General features: G+C 41.5%; 13 protein-coding genes. 8 read left to right on the top strand and 5 right to left on the bottom strand.

Going from position 1 to position 18,299, the window contains the following annotated elements; all coding sequences use genetic code 11:
* The first annotated feature begins 263 nt into the window (after positions 1 to 263).
* The 5 genes from H6541_02955 to H6541_02935 all read left to right on the top strand — a co-directional run bounded on the left by H6541_02955 (position 264) and on the right by H6541_02935 (position 8,033).
* Positions 264 to 830 carry a sigma-70 family RNA polymerase sigma factor gene (locus H6541_02955; GenBank protein ID MCB9014728.1) on the top strand — a complete coding sequence of 189 codons (567 nt, stop codon included), beginning with the start codon at positions 264 to 266 and terminating at the stop codon, positions 828 to 830.
* Positions 827 to 2,179, top strand: a complete 1,353-nt coding sequence (locus H6541_02950; GenBank protein ID MCB9014727.1) for a hypothetical protein — start codon at positions 827 to 829, stop codon at positions 2,177 to 2,179. Before H6541_02955 ends, H6541_02950 begins: the two co-directional genes overlap by 4 nt.
* 12 nt (positions 2,180 to 2,191) lie before the next feature.
* Positions 2,192 to 4,456 (top strand): PKD domain-containing protein, encoded by a 2,265-nt coding sequence (locus H6541_02945; protein ID MCB9014726.1) that lies wholly within the window; start codon positions 2,192 to 2,194, stop codon positions 4,454 to 4,456.
* A gap of 56 nt (positions 4,457 to 4,512) precedes the next feature.
* Positions 4,513 to 5,388 (top strand): GNAT family N-acetyltransferase, encoded by an 876-nt coding sequence (locus tag H6541_02940; GenBank protein MCB9014725.1) that lies wholly within the window; start codon positions 4,513 to 4,515, stop codon positions 5,386 to 5,388.
* A 104-nt stretch (positions 5,389 to 5,492) separates the two neighbouring features.
* Entirely contained in the window at positions 5,493 to 8,033 is a 2,541-nt protein-coding gene (locus H6541_02935; GenBank protein MCB9014724.1) for a PKD domain-containing protein, read from the top strand.
* 133 nt (positions 8,034 to 8,166) lie between these two features.
* Here the strand turns inward: H6541_02935 and H6541_02930 are convergent, their stop codons facing one another.
* Both H6541_02930 and lnt read right to left on the bottom strand, forming a co-directional pair.
* Positions 8,167 to 9,312, bottom strand: coding sequence for an acyl-CoA dehydrogenase (locus tag H6541_02930; protein MCB9014723.1), 1,146 nt, complete (start codon positions 9,310 to 9,312; stop codon positions 8,167 to 8,169).
* A gap of 495 nt (positions 9,313 to 9,807) precedes the next feature.
* On the bottom strand, positions 9,808 to 11,436 hold the full coding sequence (gene lnt / locus H6541_02925; GenBank protein ID MCB9014722.1) for an apolipoprotein N-acyltransferase: 1,629 nt from the start codon (positions 11,434 to 11,436) through the stop codon (positions 9,808 to 9,810).
* 482 nt (positions 11,437 to 11,918) lie between these two features.
* Here lnt and H6541_02920 point away from each other — a divergent pair, with 482 nt between their 5' ends.
* Both H6541_02920 and buk read left to right on the top strand, forming a co-directional pair.
* Positions 11,919 to 12,824 (top strand): bifunctional enoyl-CoA hydratase/phosphate acetyltransferase, encoded by a 906-nt coding sequence (locus H6541_02920; GenBank protein ID MCB9014721.1) that lies wholly within the window; start codon positions 11,919 to 11,921, stop codon positions 12,822 to 12,824.
* A gap of 26 nt (positions 12,825 to 12,850) precedes the next feature.
* Complete coding sequence (gene buk / locus H6541_02915; GenBank protein ID MCB9014720.1) at positions 12,851 to 13,927, top strand: butyrate kinase; 1,077 nt, start codon at positions 12,851 to 12,853, stop codon at positions 13,925 to 13,927.
* Between the two features lie 115 nt (positions 13,928 to 14,042).
* On the opposite strand, the gene H6541_02910 is transcribed toward buk, so the two are convergent.
* Positions 14,043 to 15,140, bottom strand: coding sequence for a gamma-glutamyl-gamma-aminobutyrate hydrolase family protein (locus H6541_02910; GenBank protein MCB9014719.1), 1,098 nt, complete (start codon positions 15,138 to 15,140; stop codon positions 14,043 to 14,045).
* A gap of 75 nt (positions 15,141 to 15,215) precedes the next feature.
* Between H6541_02910 and H6541_02905 the strand changes: the two genes are divergently transcribed.
* Positions 15,216 to 16,058, top strand: coding sequence for an MBL fold metallo-hydrolase (locus tag H6541_02905; GenBank protein MCB9014718.1), 843 nt, complete (start codon positions 15,216 to 15,218; stop codon positions 16,056 to 16,058).
* A 983-nt stretch (positions 16,059 to 17,041) separates the two neighbouring features.
* Here H6541_02905 and H6541_02900 read toward each other — a convergent pair.
* Both H6541_02900 and H6541_02895 read right to left on the bottom strand, forming a co-directional pair.
* The gene (locus H6541_02900; protein ID MCB9014717.1) at positions 17,042 to 17,656 is read right to left on the bottom strand and encodes an ABC transporter ATP-binding protein; all 615 of its coding nucleotides are present in this window, start codon (positions 17,654 to 17,656) and stop codon (positions 17,042 to 17,044) included.
* Positions 17,657 to 17,714: 58 nt separating this feature from the next.
* Positions 17,715 to 17,906: a hypothetical protein gene (locus H6541_02895; GenBank protein MCB9014716.1), complete on the bottom strand. Its 192-nt coding sequence runs from the start codon at positions 17,904 to 17,906 to the stop codon at positions 17,715 to 17,717.
* Positions 17,907 to 18,299: the final 393 nt, after the last annotated feature.

Genomic DNA, 18,299 nt, shown 5'->3' with positions numbered 1-18,299 from the left:
TTCAAGTATTCAATTATTTTTAATTTAAGAACACAAATATAACAACAATATTGTGCCCGTTTGGCTGAAATTGAAAATTAATATATTTAGGGTTGTCTGACAATTTCAGATGAGCAAATGGAAGTTTATAAGTAGGGGCACGAAATGTCGTGTCCCTACAATTAATCGCATTGTTTCTTGAAGTCCAATAATTTATTTTGATATTTTACATCAGCAGGCAACCCAACCTGTATTTTTGTGTCTTCCTTAACATAAAGGAATGGATGCGGAATGACGACAAATTAGTAAAAGACTGTTTATCAGGTAATAAACAGGCACAGTACGAATTGTACCAACGGTTTTCGGGGGTACTTTTTGGTATTTGTCTTCGTTACACCCGCAACCGGGCCGAGGCGGAAGACCTGTTGCAGGAAGCATTTATAAAAATATTTACAAAACTGGAATCTTTTGAATTTAAAGGCTCACTGGAAGGCTGGTTAAAAAGACTGGTGATAAACCAGGCGATCAATTTCAGGCGTGATAACCTGAAGCACTTATTTGTGAACAGCTACGCCGAGCCGCCGGAACCTTCGCCTGAGGAAGAAACGACTTCCTTTTTTGATGCAGCAATCCCAAAGGAGAAGTTGTTGCAGATGGTTCAATCGCTACCCGATGGTTACCGCCTGGTTTTTAATATGTATGTCTTTGAAAACCTGCCTCACCAGCAAATTGGCGAAATGCTTGAAATCAGTGAAAACACCTCAAAAACACAGCTGATGAAGGCCAGGAAAAAATTAAGAGCAATGGTTCAAGCCGAAATGGCCACCCAAAATATAAGCGTGAAGTCATGAAAGACGAACGAAAAAATATTGATAAGCTTTTCAGCGATAGTTTGGGCAATTACAGCCCAACACCTCCGCCTGAGCTTTGGAGCCGGATTGACGCAGCCTCCCCCCCCTCCGGAAAAACAATGAAAACTTCTGGTTCTGCTTCAACCTACTGGATGATTGCTGTAATTTCGGCCGTTGTAATATCAGGCTTAGCCGTGCTTTGGTATTTTTCTGCTCAAACTGCTCATAAACAAGTGCTTCCGGAATCCAATCAGCAATCTGAGGAATGGCAATCTACACCCTATGTAACAGAGGAATTGAACAAAAGCCATAAATCTGACAAAACAATTGCTACGACCACATCTGCCCAACCAATTGTAAACATACCGGAAACATTGATAAAATTCAAACCATCTATTGAATCTGCGGCACATACAGTGGCCAATAAAACTTTAAAAACTTCTGAAGGCAGCATGGCAGCCATCGGTAATACGCTTCACGAAAACAACATCACATCCTCTGACGGTTCACCTCAGATTTTTCAAAATAAACAAAGCCTTGAAAACCTTCGCCGCGATTTCTTAAACTGGCTCAGTACACAACCCGCATTTTTCGCACCGGCAAATGCTGCATCGGATTTCAGCATGCGGTTAAAAATTTCGCAAAAACCGGCTTTACCCAAAAGCCTGCGCTTACCTGTTATCGGCAGTATTTATGCAGCTTTTGATCTTATTGACTATGGCAAGGGTTTTAAAAAACAAAGCAAGGCTATTGGGTTTAGCTTTTTAACTTCTTCAGGACCCTGGCTTTTTGAAACCGGTGCAGCGTATTGCCTGAGTGATGATAACGGACGTTTTATGGTCAATTACAATTCTTTCGACAGTATTGGCTTTTACAACAGGGTGATTTCATTTAGTCCTAACCCCAGCAATCCGGGTACAATTCAATTCAACACTGAAGCAACCGGTGTATTTGATTCTATTGATCACAATCTTGAAACCAGTACCCTTAACCGCTACACATACCTGCAGATTCCATTCGCCATTGGCTACCATATTTACAGTAATCGCCTGATTACCGTTAGCCTCAAAGCAGGTCCGGTTTTCTCAGTGATGCTGAATGAAAATAAACCTTCAGTAAGCTTCCATCAAGAAGGAGCCAACCTTCAATCTATTGAAAGCCTGAGCCCTGACAGGATTTCGACTAACTGGCAAATTGCCGCAGGGCTGAGCATGGGATTGCACCTCTCACGCCGGTTTACTTTTACGGCCGAACCCACTTATAAAAGTTATCTGCGCCCTGTTTACCAAAATAACCGTACAAAACCTCAAAGCATCGGAATCAAAGCCGGCCTGCTTTACCGGTTTTAAAAATGCATGAAGATGAAGAAACTTAGGAATATACTGTCTCTGACATTGCTTTCACTCATTTCAACATTTGTGTCGGCACAACAAACCGTTTTTATTGAAGGATTTGTTTTATCGATTGAAAACGGCTCACCGGTATCGTACAAAGAGGTGATTATCGGAACTGAAGATGGTTCACAGCCCACCATATCCACAACAGACACCAACGGATATTACGCCGTGCAGTTTCACTACAACACCAGCGATACCGCAACCAATCTGATGGTGATGGTGTTCGATTGCAATGAACAACCTGTAATCCGCACATTTCCGACCGACAGTGCCTTTCAGATACGGGCCGATTTTGAAATCTGTACCATCGCAACAAACTGCCTGGCTGGTTTTCATTATTTTTATGATCCACTTAACCCTCAACTGGTTTACTTTGCCAATATGAGTTATCCGGTGAGCAATACCACCACATGGTTTTGGGATTTTGGCGACGGAACAGATTCCCCTGAATTTGAAGAAACACATGAATTTCAACAAGCAGGGGTTTATACAGTATGTTTAACTATGACCGACAGTCTGAACAATTGCGTCAACACCTACTGTGAAGATATACTGATTGACTCTACAGGAAGCTGCCATGCTGATTTTACCTGGAACACGGCTGATTTTGCAACTGAATTCAACAATATTTCCACAGGCTCGCCTGATCAATACTTCTGGGATTTTGGTGACAGTACCTTTTCTACACAATCCAACCCGGTACATATTTGGCCGCAGTCGGGCTATTTTCCGGTATGCTTAACCATTCTGAACAGCAACACCCAATGCGAAAGCACCACGTGCTACACCATATCTGTTAACGACAGCATTGCTGTTTGCCAGGCCAATTACACTTATGAAAACCTGCAGGATTTAACAGTTGCTTTCACCAATCTTTCAACCGGCAACTTTGATCAGACCATCTGGGATTTTGGTGATGGCTCCCCTTTTTCAAATGAAACACACCCTGTTCACACCTGGCAGCAGGCCGGCACTTATCAGGTTTGCCTCGTCATCATCAGCAATTACACCAATTGTCAGGATGTTATTTGCAAAAATATCATGGTAGGTGATACCATCGCTGGCTGCCAGGCAAACTTCAATTTCCATTTAGATTCAATTCCCGGAAATGTGAATCATTACTGGTTTAACGATGCGTCTGAAGGAAATAACATCAGCAGCTGGTTTTGGGATTTTGGCAATGGCATGATTTCATTTGCTCAAAACCCTGAAGTAACTTTCAGCGAAAGTGGAAGTTACGAAGTTTGCCTGACCATCAGCGGGCAGGACCCTGGCGGCTTTTGCACAAGCACCATATGCAAAACCATCACCACACCGGCCTATAGCCATCTGGGAGGCCAGATATTTGCAGGAAATTTTCCTATAAACAACCCTGTCAATACAGGCGATACAGCACTGGTAAGTTTGTACAGAAAATCGGGAAATCATCTCTGCCAGGTTGCCTCGGGTTATTTTCATGAATACGGGTACTACTACTTTCTTGATGTGCCTGAAGGCCAATATATAGTACATGCAGCTTTAACAAAAACATCCAGCGCCTTTAACAATTATATTCCGGCTTATTCAGGTGAAACGCCATTCTGGCAGGAAGCACAAATCGTTCAGCTTTCAGGAATCGACTTGTTTGAAGCAAATCTGCATATGCAGCAGCTGCCTGATAATGTTTACGGCAGCGGAAGTATTCATGGAAACCTGGTTTGTATAGACAATTCAATCACCGATTTGAGCAACAGGCTCGTTTTTCTGAAAACGGCAGGAAATGTGGCCGGTATGACCTATACCGATATAAACGGCACATTCTCATTTGCAAATTTAGCATATGGCAATTACACCATCGTTGCCGAAATAGCCGGATTTTTCAGTAGTTCACTTCCGGTATCCTTATCGGAAAACAACATGAATGCATTGCTTCAACAAGTGGAGATTTCGGCATCGGGCATTTATGGCATTGAGGAAATTGAAGAAAACAGCCATCTGAAACTGGCTGTTTCGCCCAACCCCGCTACAGATCAAATTACCATTTACCTTGGCACACTGAGAGCTGAAACCTGCAATCTGAAAATTGTTTCGGCAAGCGGCTCAGTCGTTTCAGAACTCAGCATCAGGCTTCAGCCTGGTGACAACAGCCTCAGCTATAACACCCAAAATCTCACCTCCGGATTATATTTAATCATGTGTACCACTGAAATCCCCGGAGATTACTCAACCGTTCGTTTACTGAAAAAATAAGCTGATTCCCCAACCGGATAAATCGTCAGGTTAGCTATTATTGCTATATTTAGCTAATGAATCAGCTGGAGATGAAAACAACACATAAAGAACAGATAATCAGGCAGGCAAGCCAAGCTGAAACAGAACAGATCATGTTGGAGTGGGCTGACAGTGAGGGCTGGAATCCAGGTCTTTATGACTCCGAAAGCTTTTATTCAGCAGACCCTCATGGTTTCTTCATCGGGTTTTTAGATGATAAGCCTGTTTCCTGTATCTCTGTAGTAAAATACAACCCCGGTTTTGCATTTCTGGGTTTCTACATAGTTCGGCCCGAATTCAGGGGTTGCGGTTATGGCTATGAGATTTGGGAAAAAGCCATCGCGTATGCCGGTTCAGCAAATATCGGCCTCGATGGCGTGGTTGACCAGCAGGAAAATTACAAAAAATCGGGATTCAGCTTAGCTTACAGAAACATCCGTTACAAAGGGAAAAGTGAAAAAAATACCTTTAAAAGCAATCATATAAATCCAATCAATCAGCAAAATTTCCCAGCCATTCTGCAATATGATGCAAAAATATTTCCGGCTGTGAGGCAGCAGTTTTTAAAAAAGTGGCTGTTTCAACCCGAAAGCCACGCATATACTTTTGTTGAGCATAACCAAATCAAGGGATATATTGTATTGCGCAGATGCAGATCGGGATATAAAACAGGCCCTCTGTTTGCCAACTCACCTGAAATAGCCGAAAGCCTTTTGCATTATGCACTCAACCAGCTGGCGACCGGAACCGATTTTTATATTGATGTGCCGGAATATAACCACGAGGCCCTGAATATGGTTGCAAAAACTGGCATGCAGAAGGTTTTTGAAACCGCAAGAATGTACACAGGCCGTTTCCCCGAAACTGAATCAGAAAAGGTTTACAGCGTTACAAGTTTTGAATTGGGATAAAAAATTTCGGGGCTGTTCCTGGCCGAATAAGGCAACCATTTAATTTTTGCGTGTCTTCTTTTTATAAACAACACTTTTATCGAAACTATTAAGAAAGGACACCAATGAAAAAACTACTCACTACCTGGGTAATGGTACTGGCTTTGTTTGCATATGCGGCAGCCCAACAGCCATTTATGGTACTATCGGGAATGGTTACCCATCAGGAAAACGGATCTCCCATGGCTGGCCAACCCATGTTTATTGTCATCGACAGCCTCAATTCGCCGGGTTATTTTAATCAGGTAACCACCAATGAATCGGGATTTTACACTGACTCAATCCCCTATGCTTCCATAGCCACTCAAGGTCTAATCATGGTTTATACCTATGATTGCAATGGTAGCATTATATCCGCTTCAGCGGCATTTTATCCGGGCATTCAGCAAATAGTACTCGATTTTAATATTTGTGGAAATTCTTCATCATCATGTGTTTCTGCTTTCAGATTTATTCCCGCTTCAAACGATATGCTCACCTTCAGTTTTATTGATGAAAGCAGCACAGCTCCGGGAGCATCAATCGATAACTGGTTCTGGAATTTTGGCGACGGGAACACTTCAACAGAGCAAAATCCTACCCACACTTACATTGAACAGGGATTATACAATACCTGCCTGTACATCAGCAGCAACGACAGTGCCTGCAGCAGCAGCTTTTGTATACCTGTTGAAGCAGGATTTATATTGCCCGATTCATGTGTAAACTTTTTCTCCTACTATCCTGACTCTGCAGGTGCTTTAACTTTTGAGGGTTGGGCATTGAATGTTCAAACCGATGCATGGACATGGGATTTTGGCGATGGCACAACCGGCAGCGGTCAGGTAGTTACACATTTATATACAGACCCCAACACCATTTATCATGTTTGCCTGACAACCACTGGAACCAACGGCGACAGCCTGCAATGTACAGCCATTTCATGTCAGGATGTTTTTATTTATAATCCTTCACCCTGCGAAAATTACTTTGAAGCTATCAGCAACGATGGAAGTACTTTCAACTTTGCCGGATACCTTCTTTCGGGGGCAGAAGCAGACTATTTCTGGGATTTTGGCGATGGTTCATCAGCAAATGGCCAACAGGTTAGTCATACATTCCAGAATGCAGACTTCCCTTACAATGTTTGTCTTACGACTGTTGCTGGTGCTCTATTGAATGACTCGTGCGTGGCAACCACCTGCCAGCTGATTTTTACCGGCGGAGGAAATCCGGGGTGCGAAGCCATCATGTCAGCCACTTCTGATTCAACTGGTTATGTTTACTATTTTGCAGATCTTACACCTGGTGAACACAATTTCAGAATGTGGGATTTTGGAGATGGAATGCAGTCAACTGAAGCCAATCCGGTTCACATGTATGCAAGCCCGGGCATTTATATAGCCTGTTTAACAATCGGCGATAGCCTGAGCAATTGCTGGGATCAAACCTGCCAGGAAATCTGGATAGATTTAATTCAGCCTGGTTGTGAGGCCTCTTTTATGGCATTCCCGGCCGATTCATTGCCTACTTCACTTAACTACCAGTTTATCAACACCTCGGCGCCAGGTTATACCAGTCAGCTGTGGTCATTTGGCGATGGTTTATCATCAACTGAAGCCAATCCAATGCATACTTATGCCACTGAAGGTGTTTATACCGTTTGCCTTACCATTCATGATTCGACAGGCATGTGTCAGAGTTCCTATTGCATGGAAATATATGCGGGTGAAATGCCCGGCAACAATTCCCTGTCAGGTATAGTACTGGCAGGAAACATTCCGGCTTCAGAGGGAATTGTACTTTTAATCGGTGCCAATAATGCATACACCGACTTTACTGTAATTGATTCAGCCGGCTTTTATAACTTTGGCGGCATCCCTGCCGGGTCATACTACTTGTATGCGATGTTGATTCCGGGTTCAAACGGTTCAATTGAATATCTGCCAACCTACTACACAAACTCACTTACCTGGCAGGGAGCAACCATTGTTACCACCGGTGAACCCAATGCATGGTATCCCATCAGTTTGGTTACTTATACGAACTGGAATCAGGGTGATGCCAGTATTACCGGCACCATTAACTGGGCGGGTTCGTTTAAATCGGGAGGCACACCGGCTGCTGATGTTGAAATTGTTCTTTTCAACAGTAACGGACAGCCCGTAGCCTGCACTTTCTCCGATAACGAGGGAATGTTTGCATTCCATAACCTGCCTTTGGGTGAATATACCGTACATGCTGAAATGACCGGCAAGAATACAGAAACAACAATGATAACTCTGATTGAAGGAGCCGCCAATGCAAGTGTAAGCTTCGTGGTTTCTTCAACCGAAATTTATGCACTTGGGGCCAGTGAACCTGAATTGCCGGGTCTTCAGGCCGGAAATCCTTACCCGAATCCTGCAGGGGAAACACTTTATCTTGATGTGATGAATCCCGTATCAGCAAATGCCATCGTTGAAATTCTGGATTTGCAGGGCCGGATTGTTGTCAACGAAAAACTGGAACTAAACACTGGCAATGAACGTATAAATGTAGCCGTTGGTTCGCTTAAAAAGGGCGCTTATATACTCAGAGTCAGCACTGAAGGCCGCGAACCAATTCAACGTAAATTTGTAAAATAGCACTCTTTTTCTGCTGTTTTGCTCATTTAAACGCCAGAGCCCTGAACTTAACATTCAGGGCTCTGGCGTTTATTTATATAGCGGTTCTCATGGTCAGGCCTGCTCATACACGGCCAAACCAAATCTGATAAAATTAAAATTCATTCAGCAACTGCCTTGAAATTACTATCTGCTGGATTTCGGAAGTGCCTTCGTAAATCTGGGTGAGTTTTGCTTCACGCATCAGGCGCTCCACATGATATTCCTTCACATAACCATAACCACCATGAATCTGCACCGCCTGTGTAGTAACTTCCATTGCAATTTCAGCTGAATAATATTTTGCCATGGCACTGGCATATCCGTAGGGCTTTCCCTGATCTTTCAGCCAGGCAGCTTTCAGGCAGAGGTTTCGCGCATTTTCAATCTTAACCGCCATATCGGCCAGCTTAAATGCAACTGACTGATGGTTGGCAATTTCGGTTCCGAAAGCTTTCCTCTCCTTGGCATACTTCACAGATCTTTCAAAAGCCCCTGATGCAATACCCAAAGCCTGGGCCGCAATTCCAATGCGTCCTCCTTCAAGGGTTTTCATGGCAAACTTAAATCCAAATCCATCTTCGCCAATGCGGTTTTCCCTGGGCACTTTCACATCGTTGAACATAACCGAATGAGTATCAGAACTGCGCATTCCCATTTTATCTTCATGAGGCCCCACGGTAATGCCGGGCGAATGCCGGTCTACAATCAACACATTAATTCCTTTATGTCCTTTTTCAGGATGGGTTTGTGCAATCACAAGGTAAGTGCCGGCTGTATGGCCATTGGTTATCCAGTTTTTTGTGCCATTCAGCAAATAATGATCGCCTTTGTCTTCGGCCGTGGTACGCTGCGAAGTAGCATCAGAACCAGCTTCGGGTTCTGACAGAAGAAAAGCGCCAATTTTTTCGCCCCTGGCTAGTGGCTTTAAAAATTTTTCTTTCTGGTCTTCCGAGCCAAACTTTTCAATACCATAACAAACCAGCGAATTATTCACCGACATAATTACGCTGACCGATGAATCCACCTTGGAAATCTCCTCCATGGCCAAAACGTAAGAGACTGTATCCATCCCACCGCCATCGTATTTCGGATCGACAAGCATACCCATAAAACCCAGTTCCGACAACGCTTTAACGTGTTCGGTCGGATAAATGGCATGAGTATCGCGCTCTATTACATCTTTAATCAGTTCGCGCTGTGCATATTCACGGGCGGATTGCTGAATCATCAGCTGTTCTTCGGTAAACTCAAAGTTCATAATGCCTGGTTTTATTATTTCTGATAAATCTGATTTAACTTTCCTACAGTAAATACTTCTTTAAATGTACTTAAAAAAGTACTTATTGCTTGAGATTATATAAAAACAAATAGTCAAAAGCCTCACTTTAAACAAACAAACGAGGATAATGGCGCTAAAATAACATATTCATTTATATATTTATATCGATGTGGAGGATTTTTTGCAAACGATTGCACAAATAGTTTTCTAACGCTTGCACATGAAAGCTCAAATAATAAAAATGAAGGACTTCTGTCAAACAGCAAATACTACTGGAAATAATACAGCAAAGTAAAAAACCCTGTTGCCGGTTTGCAATGGCAACCTCAATAAAACAAGCGGAAATATTTGTCAATCAACAGATTGATTTTATGTAAATTGCAATTCTGCTGATTGGAACTATTCACTGATTGGGCGCAAATCAAAAATTCTGAGCTACTAACAGTGGCCAGTTATTGTCGGGTAAACTGAAAACTACACCCCTCTTCTTCTTTGCAATCTGTGGCTTATGGCAATCAGCAGGAATAAAATCATCCCCAGCACCGATGCACGGGCAATATAATCACCGTACTTTACATAGAAGGTCACTTTATCGTTGGCGTTCAATTTCTGACGGATTGCGGCCGGCTCCCAGTACTTTGTAGCCTGAAACACATCGCCCCGCTGGTTTACAAAACAGGAGGTGCCCGTATTGGCCGAGCGGGCAATGCTGCGGCGCGTTTCAACAGCTCTTACTGATGAGAACAGCATGTGCTGCCGGTGACCTGCCGTGTTTCCCCACCAGCCGTCGTTGGTTATCACAAAAATCATATTGGCACCGTTGCGGACAAAACCGGCCACAAATTCGCCATAGGCCGATTCGTAACAGATAACAGGAGCAATTTTTAACGTATCGTTGATAGTGAGAGGCGTGCGTTCAGCATCAATCCCCAACTGGCCAACGGTTCCGCCGAGATCAAGGGCAAAATCACCCAAAGGCTTCAGTAGCCAGGGGAAAGGCATAAGTTCAACACCTGGTGTAAGTTTTGATTTATGCGTACGTTGTAAATCAGGTGTTTTGCGAATGAGCAGCGCTGTATTAAAAGCATCATAATACCCCCCGCCATTGCGAAATTCACGGGCAGTTTTACTCACAGGCTCACCTTCGGCATAAGAGCGGTAGGTTGAATAGCCAACCACCAGTCCTGCTTTAGGAAATTTGCTAATCAAACGCTCGCGAAAGTATAGAATTGTCGGATTGCCGTCAATGTCGTTTTCCCATATCATCTGTCCGGATGACCAGTCGGGCTGCACCATGGATTCAGGAAAAACAATAAAATCGGTGAGGCTATCGGCTTTAGTTTCAGCCAGTTTTGAGGCATTTTCGATGACCTGAATGGCAGGCAGCTCATATTGCTCTTCATACGGGTCGATGTTAGGCTGCACTACCACTACATCAACCGGAGCATACTTTTCGGTGTAGGTGTAATACATGGTAATAGATACGATTGCAGGAACAATAACAACAGCGGCAATTTCAAGTGATTGTCTGACAGGCCATTTCCGGTAAGAACCTTCCATCCACTTTTTCAACATTTTAAATACCAAAATATTGACAAGCAATATCCACAAAGAGCCGCCAAACATACCCGTATACTCATACCACTGCATCCACGAAGGCCATGCCGAAAAACCGTTACCCAAACTCATCCATGGCCAGTTTAAATCCCAGTGATGATGCAAAAACTCGAATGAAATCCAAATAAAAATCAGGCTCAGATAACCATGCTCAGGATTTTTAAGGTTGCGCCGTATAAAATGAAATAACCAGAAAACCAGCGACATACAAATAGCATTAACCAATGTTGCCACTACTGCACCAAACAGGGTAGAATTATATATCCACCACGTTGTCAGTGCGTTCCAGATAGTAAAAGCAGGGAAAACGCTGAAAAAAACATAAAATGTTCCGTGCTTTTGCCTGTTTTTCAACAAATGATCTTCAATAAAAAGCAAAGGCACAAGACCGATAAACAGAAAAGGAGGAAACCCGCGGGCTGGCCAGGCACTTGCCAGCAGCAAACCAGAGATAACCGGCATAAGTAAAAGCAGACGTCTGTTCATAACAGAAATTTATAGGCAACAAAGTTATTATTTATGCTGCATAGTAACTTATGCATCATGTTAATATTACAAAAATTAAAAAACATAACCTCATGATTCAAAGTGTAAGCTGATGAAAAATACCTGAGTAGAGTGACCCGGAAGCAGATATTAATGAAAGGAAAGAGAGCTTTATACTTAAATATCCTTTCAGAATAATAAAGAACCTGGCCGGGTATTTCAATCAGCTCAGAAAGGCTTTTCAATTCAATCACACAAAAAAGAGAAAAACAAGCATTAAATACTGTTTTACAGCTACATACAAAATTTTACACTAACCTAAACCCTTGTTTGATAAATCACTGTTTGATAATTTTTGCGTGTTTTACTTATTTTATGGGTAATTAAATCAGAATTAATAATTTTGCAGCCATAATTCAAATGCAAGTATCGCATAATCAAGATATTTATAAAACCAACCACAATCACATTTCGGAGGAAAAATGGCAATTACTAAACTGGACCAAATGTTTGAGGTCCTTAAATCAAAAACAAAAAAGAGGCTTGTAGCAGCGTATGCCAATGATTCACATACCATTGAAGCTGTAAGCGAAGCAGTAGATAAGGGAATTATTGATGGAATACTTGTAGGTGATGAACAAACCATGCGCAAAGTATGTACTGAGTTAGGCGTAGATGCCGGAAAATTCAGACTTGTACACGAACCCAATGAAGCCAAAGCTGCAGCAGTAGCCGTTAAACTGGTAAACAGTGGCGAGGGAGACCTTCTGATGAAGGGTTTGGTGAGCACCGATAAATACATGAGAGCCATTCTGAATAAAGAAACAGGCTTGATGGATCCGGGAGCAGTATTGAGCCACGTTACGGTTATGGAAAACCCGCTTTACCACAAACTTCTGATAGTTGGTGATGTTGCTATTATCCCATTGCCTGAATTCAAACAAAAAATTGCCATCCTCAACTATTTGGTTAATACGGCCAAAGCCCTGGGAATTGAAAAACCCAAGGTAGCTGTTATTACAGCTTCTGAGCAGGTTCTTGCCGGCATGCCTTCATGTGTTGATGCTGCATTGCTTTCAAAAATGGCTGACCGTGGTCAGATAAACGGTGCATATGTTGACGGTCCGCTTGCGCTGGATGCTGCCATTGATAAAGAATCGGCTGAAATCAAGAAACTAAGCGGCCCGGTAGCCGGAGACGCCGACTGTCTGCTATTTCCGAATATTGAAGCCGGAAACGTATTTTATAAAACCAACACCAAACTGGCCGGAGCTGAGCTCGGGGCATTTGTTGCCGGAGCACGTGTTCCATGTGTTTTATCATCACGTGGCGACAGTGCCCAGACCAAATTGTACAGCATTGCCCTGGCAGCAATGATTGCGAAGTAATCAACCAATTAAAAGACAACAGAAAAATGGAAGAACTCCGCATACTGGCTATCAATCCGGGATCAACGTCCACAAAAATTGCTGTTTTCAGTGGCGCCAACCCGATTTTTGTCCGCACCATTACGCATTCAACTGACGAACTTTCCAAATTCGAGAAAGTAACTGACCAATACGCATTTCGTAAAGAAATTATATATAAACAACTGGAGGAAGCCGGAATTGAGCTGGAGAATATACGCGCTGTAGTTGGACGTGGAGGACTTACAAAGCCCATTCCATCAGGCGTATACGAAGTAAACGAAGCCATGAAAGCTGATATGGCCAACAGTCCGATGGGCGAGCATGCCAGCAACCTTGGTGGATTTATTGCCGATGACATCGCCAAAAGCCTGCCCAATGCACGTGCATTTATTGCCGACCCAGTAGTGGTTGATGAACTGGAACCTCTTGCCCGCATTTCAGGTCACCCTGAATTTGAACGCAAATCTATTTTTCATGCACTCAACCAGAAAGCCACAGCCCGCCAGCATGCCAAATCGATCATGCGCAGGTATGAGGATTTAAATCTGATTGTGGTGCATCTTGGTGGAGGAATCAGCGTTGGAGCTCATAAAAAAGGGATGGTAGTAGATGTAAACCAGGCACTCGACGGCGAAGGCCCGTTTTCACCCGAACGCAGTGGTACTCTCCCGTCAGCAGATTTGGTACGCACCTGCTTCAGCGGAAAATTCACACAAAAGGAAATTCTGCAGATGATCAAAGGCAAAGGTGGAATGACTGCTTTTCTGGGAACCAACAGTGCGTATGAAGTTGAAAAACGCGCTGAAGCCGGCGATGAATATGCTAAATTTATTTTCGAAGCCATGGCCTATCAGGTTGCCAAAGCTATAGGAGCCATGAGCACCGTTTTGAAAGGCGAAGTAGATGGCATCCTTATTACAGGTGGTATTGCACACGGCAAATGGTTCGTTAACCAAATAATTGAACGCGTTTACAAAATCGCTCCCGTGCATGTTTATCCGGGTGAAGATGAAATGCGCGCACTGGCTATCAATGGCCTTATGGTGCTTAATGGTGAAGTTGAAGTGAAAGAATATAAATAACTAGCTTCTTTAGCTTCGGGGTATAAAGCTCAGGGTAAACTGTTTTCATGCTTTGATGTGTTTTCAATTACAACACCACTCATAGCCGAAAACCGCTGGTTTACTTTGAGCTTTATCATTCCTGCCATAAACCATCTGCCAACCATTTCCAGATATTCCTGTTAAATGTTTCACCTTTTTCACCTCCATAAAGGCCAATATATGTGTCCGGTTCGGTCTGATTTGGTACACTTTTGAATGTGTAATCCTGTTGATAAAGAAACATCGGTTCCGGATGAAACTGCACCCCGAGCACATTCGGATACCGGTCATGTATCAGGGCTTCCACAATTTTACCGTCAGTGCTGGTAGCTGCGACCAAAAGCCCCTTACCCAGCCGGTCGGCTCCCTGATGATGACTGCTCAGCACAAAAGGCAGGCTATCAGAGCCATTCAGAATTGATTGAAGCCGGCCGGAAGCAGTTATACTAATTTTGTGAAAATGGCCCCAAATTAGTTCTTCGTCGGTGCCGTAATTTGTATAGTAATTTCTGTGGCGGCTATCTTCAGCGGCGGCCAGTACTTCATCAACTGTTTTTTGATGGTAAATTTCGGTCGGTATATCCTGTATCAGCGTTCCTCCGGTAGCTACATTTATGGTTTGCATTCCCAAACAAATGCCCAGAATTTTGTATTCCGGTTTTTGTTCGAGCAACGGTACACTTTCGCTCTGATAACCGCCTAGCAGATGAAACAAAAACGAAGCCTCAAAAGTATGACGGTAATAATCTGAAACAACAGTAAGGAGATTTGTTTTACTTCCGTACAAAACGGGAGGGATGTCAGGTCCGCCAAAAAAAACAACACCGTCAGAGCCGGTAAAAACAACCCGAAAATCATCGCTGCAAGGGTTATCGCCATAAACAGCGGGTCCGGTATTATCTTCACAAACCTGCAAAAACACATTACTCCGGCCTGAAGCAACGATAAAATCGAGCGATTGATTAAAATCATAGGCCTGTGCCTGATGATAAAACCCTACAAGATTGTAATGATCTGGTAAATCAAAAATCCGGTTATCAATAAGAAAGAACATCGTTTTCAGATTATTAATCGTAGGATTCATCAGCACAATACATCGCTTCAGCTTTGCTTCCTGTGTTTCAAAATAATGTTGCGCAGAGGCCGTAAAACTCAAAATCAGCAAAAATATTCCAATCCTTAACCTCTTCATGATGTTGCCTGTTATGTTCTTAAAATTTCAACAAAACCACCCTTACGCTTGTTAATCAGGCTAAAGTATTAAATTATGCAACTATTTGCAATTCCGACAGGAAATCTGAAACTTGATGGCGGAGCTATGTTTGGTGTGGTTCCAAAATCATTATGGAGTAAACACTACCCTGCCGATGAAAACAACCTGATTAACCTGGCAATGCGCTGCCTGCTGGTGGTTAATGGAGACCGTAAAATCCTGATCAACAATGGCATTGGCGATAAGCAGAGTGAGAAATTTTTCAGTCATTACAACCTTAACGGTGACGATACTCTGCTTAAATCATTGGCTGCCGTGGGTTACAAGCCTGAAGATATTACGGATATGTTTCTTACACACCTGCATTTTGATCATGCCGGAGGAAGTGTAAAATACAATTCTGACCGGAGTGGGTTTGAGCCAACATTCCCTAATGCAACATACTGGATTAGTGCATCACAATGGGAATGGGCCATGCATGCCAACCGACGCGAAAGTGCTTCATTTCTGAAAGAAAATATCAGGCCTATTGAAGAAAGCGGAAAACTAAAGGTTTTTGACTATCCGGGCGAATTATTCCCTGGTATTGAAGTGCGATTTTACAACGGGCATACTGAAGGACAGGCAATTCCGCTTATCAGTTATAAAGGCAAAACCATTGTTTTTACCAGCGACCTGCTGCCAACCACGGCCCACTTACCCCTGCCCTGGGTGATGAGTTACGATACCCGCCCGCTGATTACATTAGATGAAAAGGAAAGTTTTCTGGAAGAAGCAGTTGACAAAGGCTATGTATTGTTTTTTGAACATGATTTATATACAGAATGCTGCACTTTAGTCAGAACGGAAAAGGGGATAAAAGTGGATAAGGCCATGAAATTGGCGGATCTATATTAACCTATTGGGGTTTAGTTGTTAATTCTGTCAGGCTGTTTATGCCATCATCACCTTTGCGAGAAGATGCGATCATACAAATGTGCTTAAACCATGCAGGAAAAATGGGAGGAGCTTTATAGAATCAATAAGTTAGTAAAGTGCTGGTGTTTATTTAAAAAGCATTGTTAAATAATATGCCAGCTTCACAACCAAGAAGGTTCTTTATCATTGGCTCAGGATTTTATATGGAATTTAAAATTCATTATTATTAGATTCCTGCTCTATCTATCCTTATTTCAGGTTTTTTGAAATGCTTTATAACAATTAAGTATAAAAATATAGAAATAATTATAATATAAACTAAGGGCAATATGCACTCCATATGTTGATGAAAATACTTGACTTTTGTTATTCCATTTAAAGGAAGATATAAAATAATATCCTCAGATGTTTTGATGAAGTATCTTAAGTATACAATATTTTCAATCACTTTAATAATTACAATAAGTATGAATGAGACAAGGTATTTTTCAATGATGAAGCATAAAAGGAATGAAAGCAAGGAATAAAAAAAAGTACTCGTTATGCCAGAATACATTATCTCAAGAATGGTGTATGACGATAAATATTCAGTATTGGTTATTGTGTGTAATCCACCCACCAACAATATACCAGGAGGCATAAATATAAACAGTGATAAAGTATAAGTCAGGACAAAGTCAGTTAAAACAAATTTTGGGCTCTTGCTATAGCATATATATAAACTGAAATTATTGTCTTTTATCTCATTTGTATATTGATATAATATCAATATAGACATTGTAAATGAAAGAATAGAGATGAGGGATGATATCGACTGGTCTGTCAAAGTACCTTTAAACATTTTTACATCTAAACTAAAAGGTATGTAAATTGAAATCAAGGTAAATGATAAATAAATGCAATAAACTATTAATATTACAACTTTTGATTTGTCAAAATATTTAATGAACGCGTACCTCATACTATTTTAACTTTGCGATGTTATTAAATTCTAAATGTTTGGGATTTAAAGACAAAAAATGTTCAATATTATGACTTGTTATTACAACGGTTGACCCGTTTCTTATCAAGGTTTTAATCTTTTCAATAAAAACGAAAACTGAATGCTCATCAAGGTTTGAGGTAGGTTCATCAAAAAAGTAAACTTCTGCTTTTTTACAGATAGCAATAGCTATCTTCATTTTTTGCTTCATTCCTGAAGACAATTCTGTAACTTTTTTCCTTAAATCGATTACCCCAAAATCTTCTAATTCTTTAATGAAAGTTATTAAGGGTGTTTTGGATAATATGCTTATTAATTTGATGTTCGTAATAACGGATCGGTTATCAAAATAAATACTTTCAGAAAAATGATAGGAACAAAAAGCATTATAATCAATTGGGTTGTCTGACCCACAAACAGAAATGCTGCCACAATCCTTTGTTGTTAACCCTGCAATTAAAAGAAGCAGGCTTGATTTTCCGCATCCATTTGAACCAGAAATCACCACCAAGGTACCTTTTTTTACTTCTAAAGATAATTGACTAAATATCTTCTTCGATCCATACGACTTTGATAAGCTTTCGATTCTAATCATAATCGGCCAAAATTTAGGGAGGAGTTAAGCCTCCACCCGATTTCACATTTAATGATAATCAATGACCTGCAGTTCCATTATTAACTGAAATATAACAACCTATGGCAACAGATGCTGCGCACTCCGGGCCAAGAATCATGCACAATAAAGCACATTCTGGATCAGCCATACAGGCAGCATTTCCACAATTACCTTTCTTTATTATTTCAAGTAGAAAATCTAGTTTTTCCGACTTTTCAATATAGCCCATAAGTCTCATTTATTCAATGATACAATTAGATAGCTGCAAGTTTAAATTATTCAGGTAGAAGTGTCTTTGTCCTCCTATGTTAAGGGGGGGGATAAGCGCTTTGTCATAATATTAAGATATTAACAAGTAACTTTGATAGCTATATTAAATAGAGCTGCTAATATAAATGGTTTTTTCCGATTTTTCGAAATTTAAATAATTATATCGTAAATGTTAGATATAAGATTGATATTCACTTAAGCTATTTATAAAATCAAAACAACCCGAAAATTCTAATAGAAAAATGCACAAGGATAAATTAAAGACAAGGATGTTCATTTTTTTATGCACTGCCTCTTTACCAAATATTATATAAGGTAATAGCAGAAAAGGGTATTGAGTTGGATAAAGTAT

It is taken from the genome of Lentimicrobiaceae bacterium (assembly GCA_020636745.1).
In the GTDB taxonomy this organism is placed as follows: Bacteria; Bacteroidota; Bacteroidia; order Bacteroidales; family Lentimicrobiaceae; genus Lentimicrobium.
This window is presented reverse-complemented; position numbering and strand designations above follow the sequence as displayed.

Bases quoted from the DNA above. Each gene is read 5' to 3' on its own strand.
- H6541_02910 (MCB9014719.1), bottom strand. From the start codon at position 15,140: ATGAAGAGGTTAAGGATTGGAATATTTTTGCTGATTTTGAGTTTTACG.
- buk (MCB9014720.1), top strand. From the start codon at position 12,851: ATGGAAGAACTCCGCATACTGGCTATCAATCCGGGATCAACGTCCACA.
- H6541_02895 (MCB9014716.1), bottom strand. From the start codon at position 17,906: ATGGGCTATATTGAAAAGTCGGAAAAACTAGATTTTCTACTTGAAATA.
- H6541_02950 (MCB9014727.1), top strand. From the start codon at position 827: ATGAAAGACGAACGAAAAAATATTGATAAGCTTTTCAGCGATAGTTTG.
- H6541_02955 (MCB9014728.1), top strand. From the start codon at position 264: ATGCGGAATGACGACAAATTAGTAAAAGACTGTTTATCAGGTAATAAA.
- H6541_02905 (MCB9014718.1), top strand. From the start codon at position 15,216: ATGCAACTATTTGCAATTCCGACAGGAAATCTGAAACTTGATGGCGGA.
- H6541_02935 (MCB9014724.1), top strand. From the start codon at position 5,493: ATGAAAAAACTACTCACTACCTGGGTAATGGTACTGGCTTTGTTTGCA.
- lnt (MCB9014722.1), bottom strand. From the start codon at position 11,436: ATGAACAGACGTCTGCTTTTACTTATGCCGGTTATCTCTGGTTTGCTG.
- H6541_02945 (MCB9014726.1), top strand. From the start codon at position 2,192: ATGAAGAAACTTAGGAATATACTGTCTCTGACATTGCTTTCACTCATT.
- H6541_02900 (MCB9014717.1), bottom strand. From the start codon at position 17,656: ATGATTAGAATCGAAAGCTTATCAAAGTCGTATGGATCGAAGAAGATA.
- H6541_02930 (MCB9014723.1), bottom strand. From the start codon at position 9,312: ATGAACTTTGAGTTTACCGAAGAACAGCTGATGATTCAGCAATCCGCC.
- H6541_02940 (MCB9014725.1), top strand. From the start codon at position 4,513: ATGAATCAGCTGGAGATGAAAACAACACATAAAGAACAGATAATCAGG.
- H6541_02920 (MCB9014721.1), top strand. From the start codon at position 11,919: ATGGCAATTACTAAACTGGACCAAATGTTTGAGGTCCTTAAATCAAAA.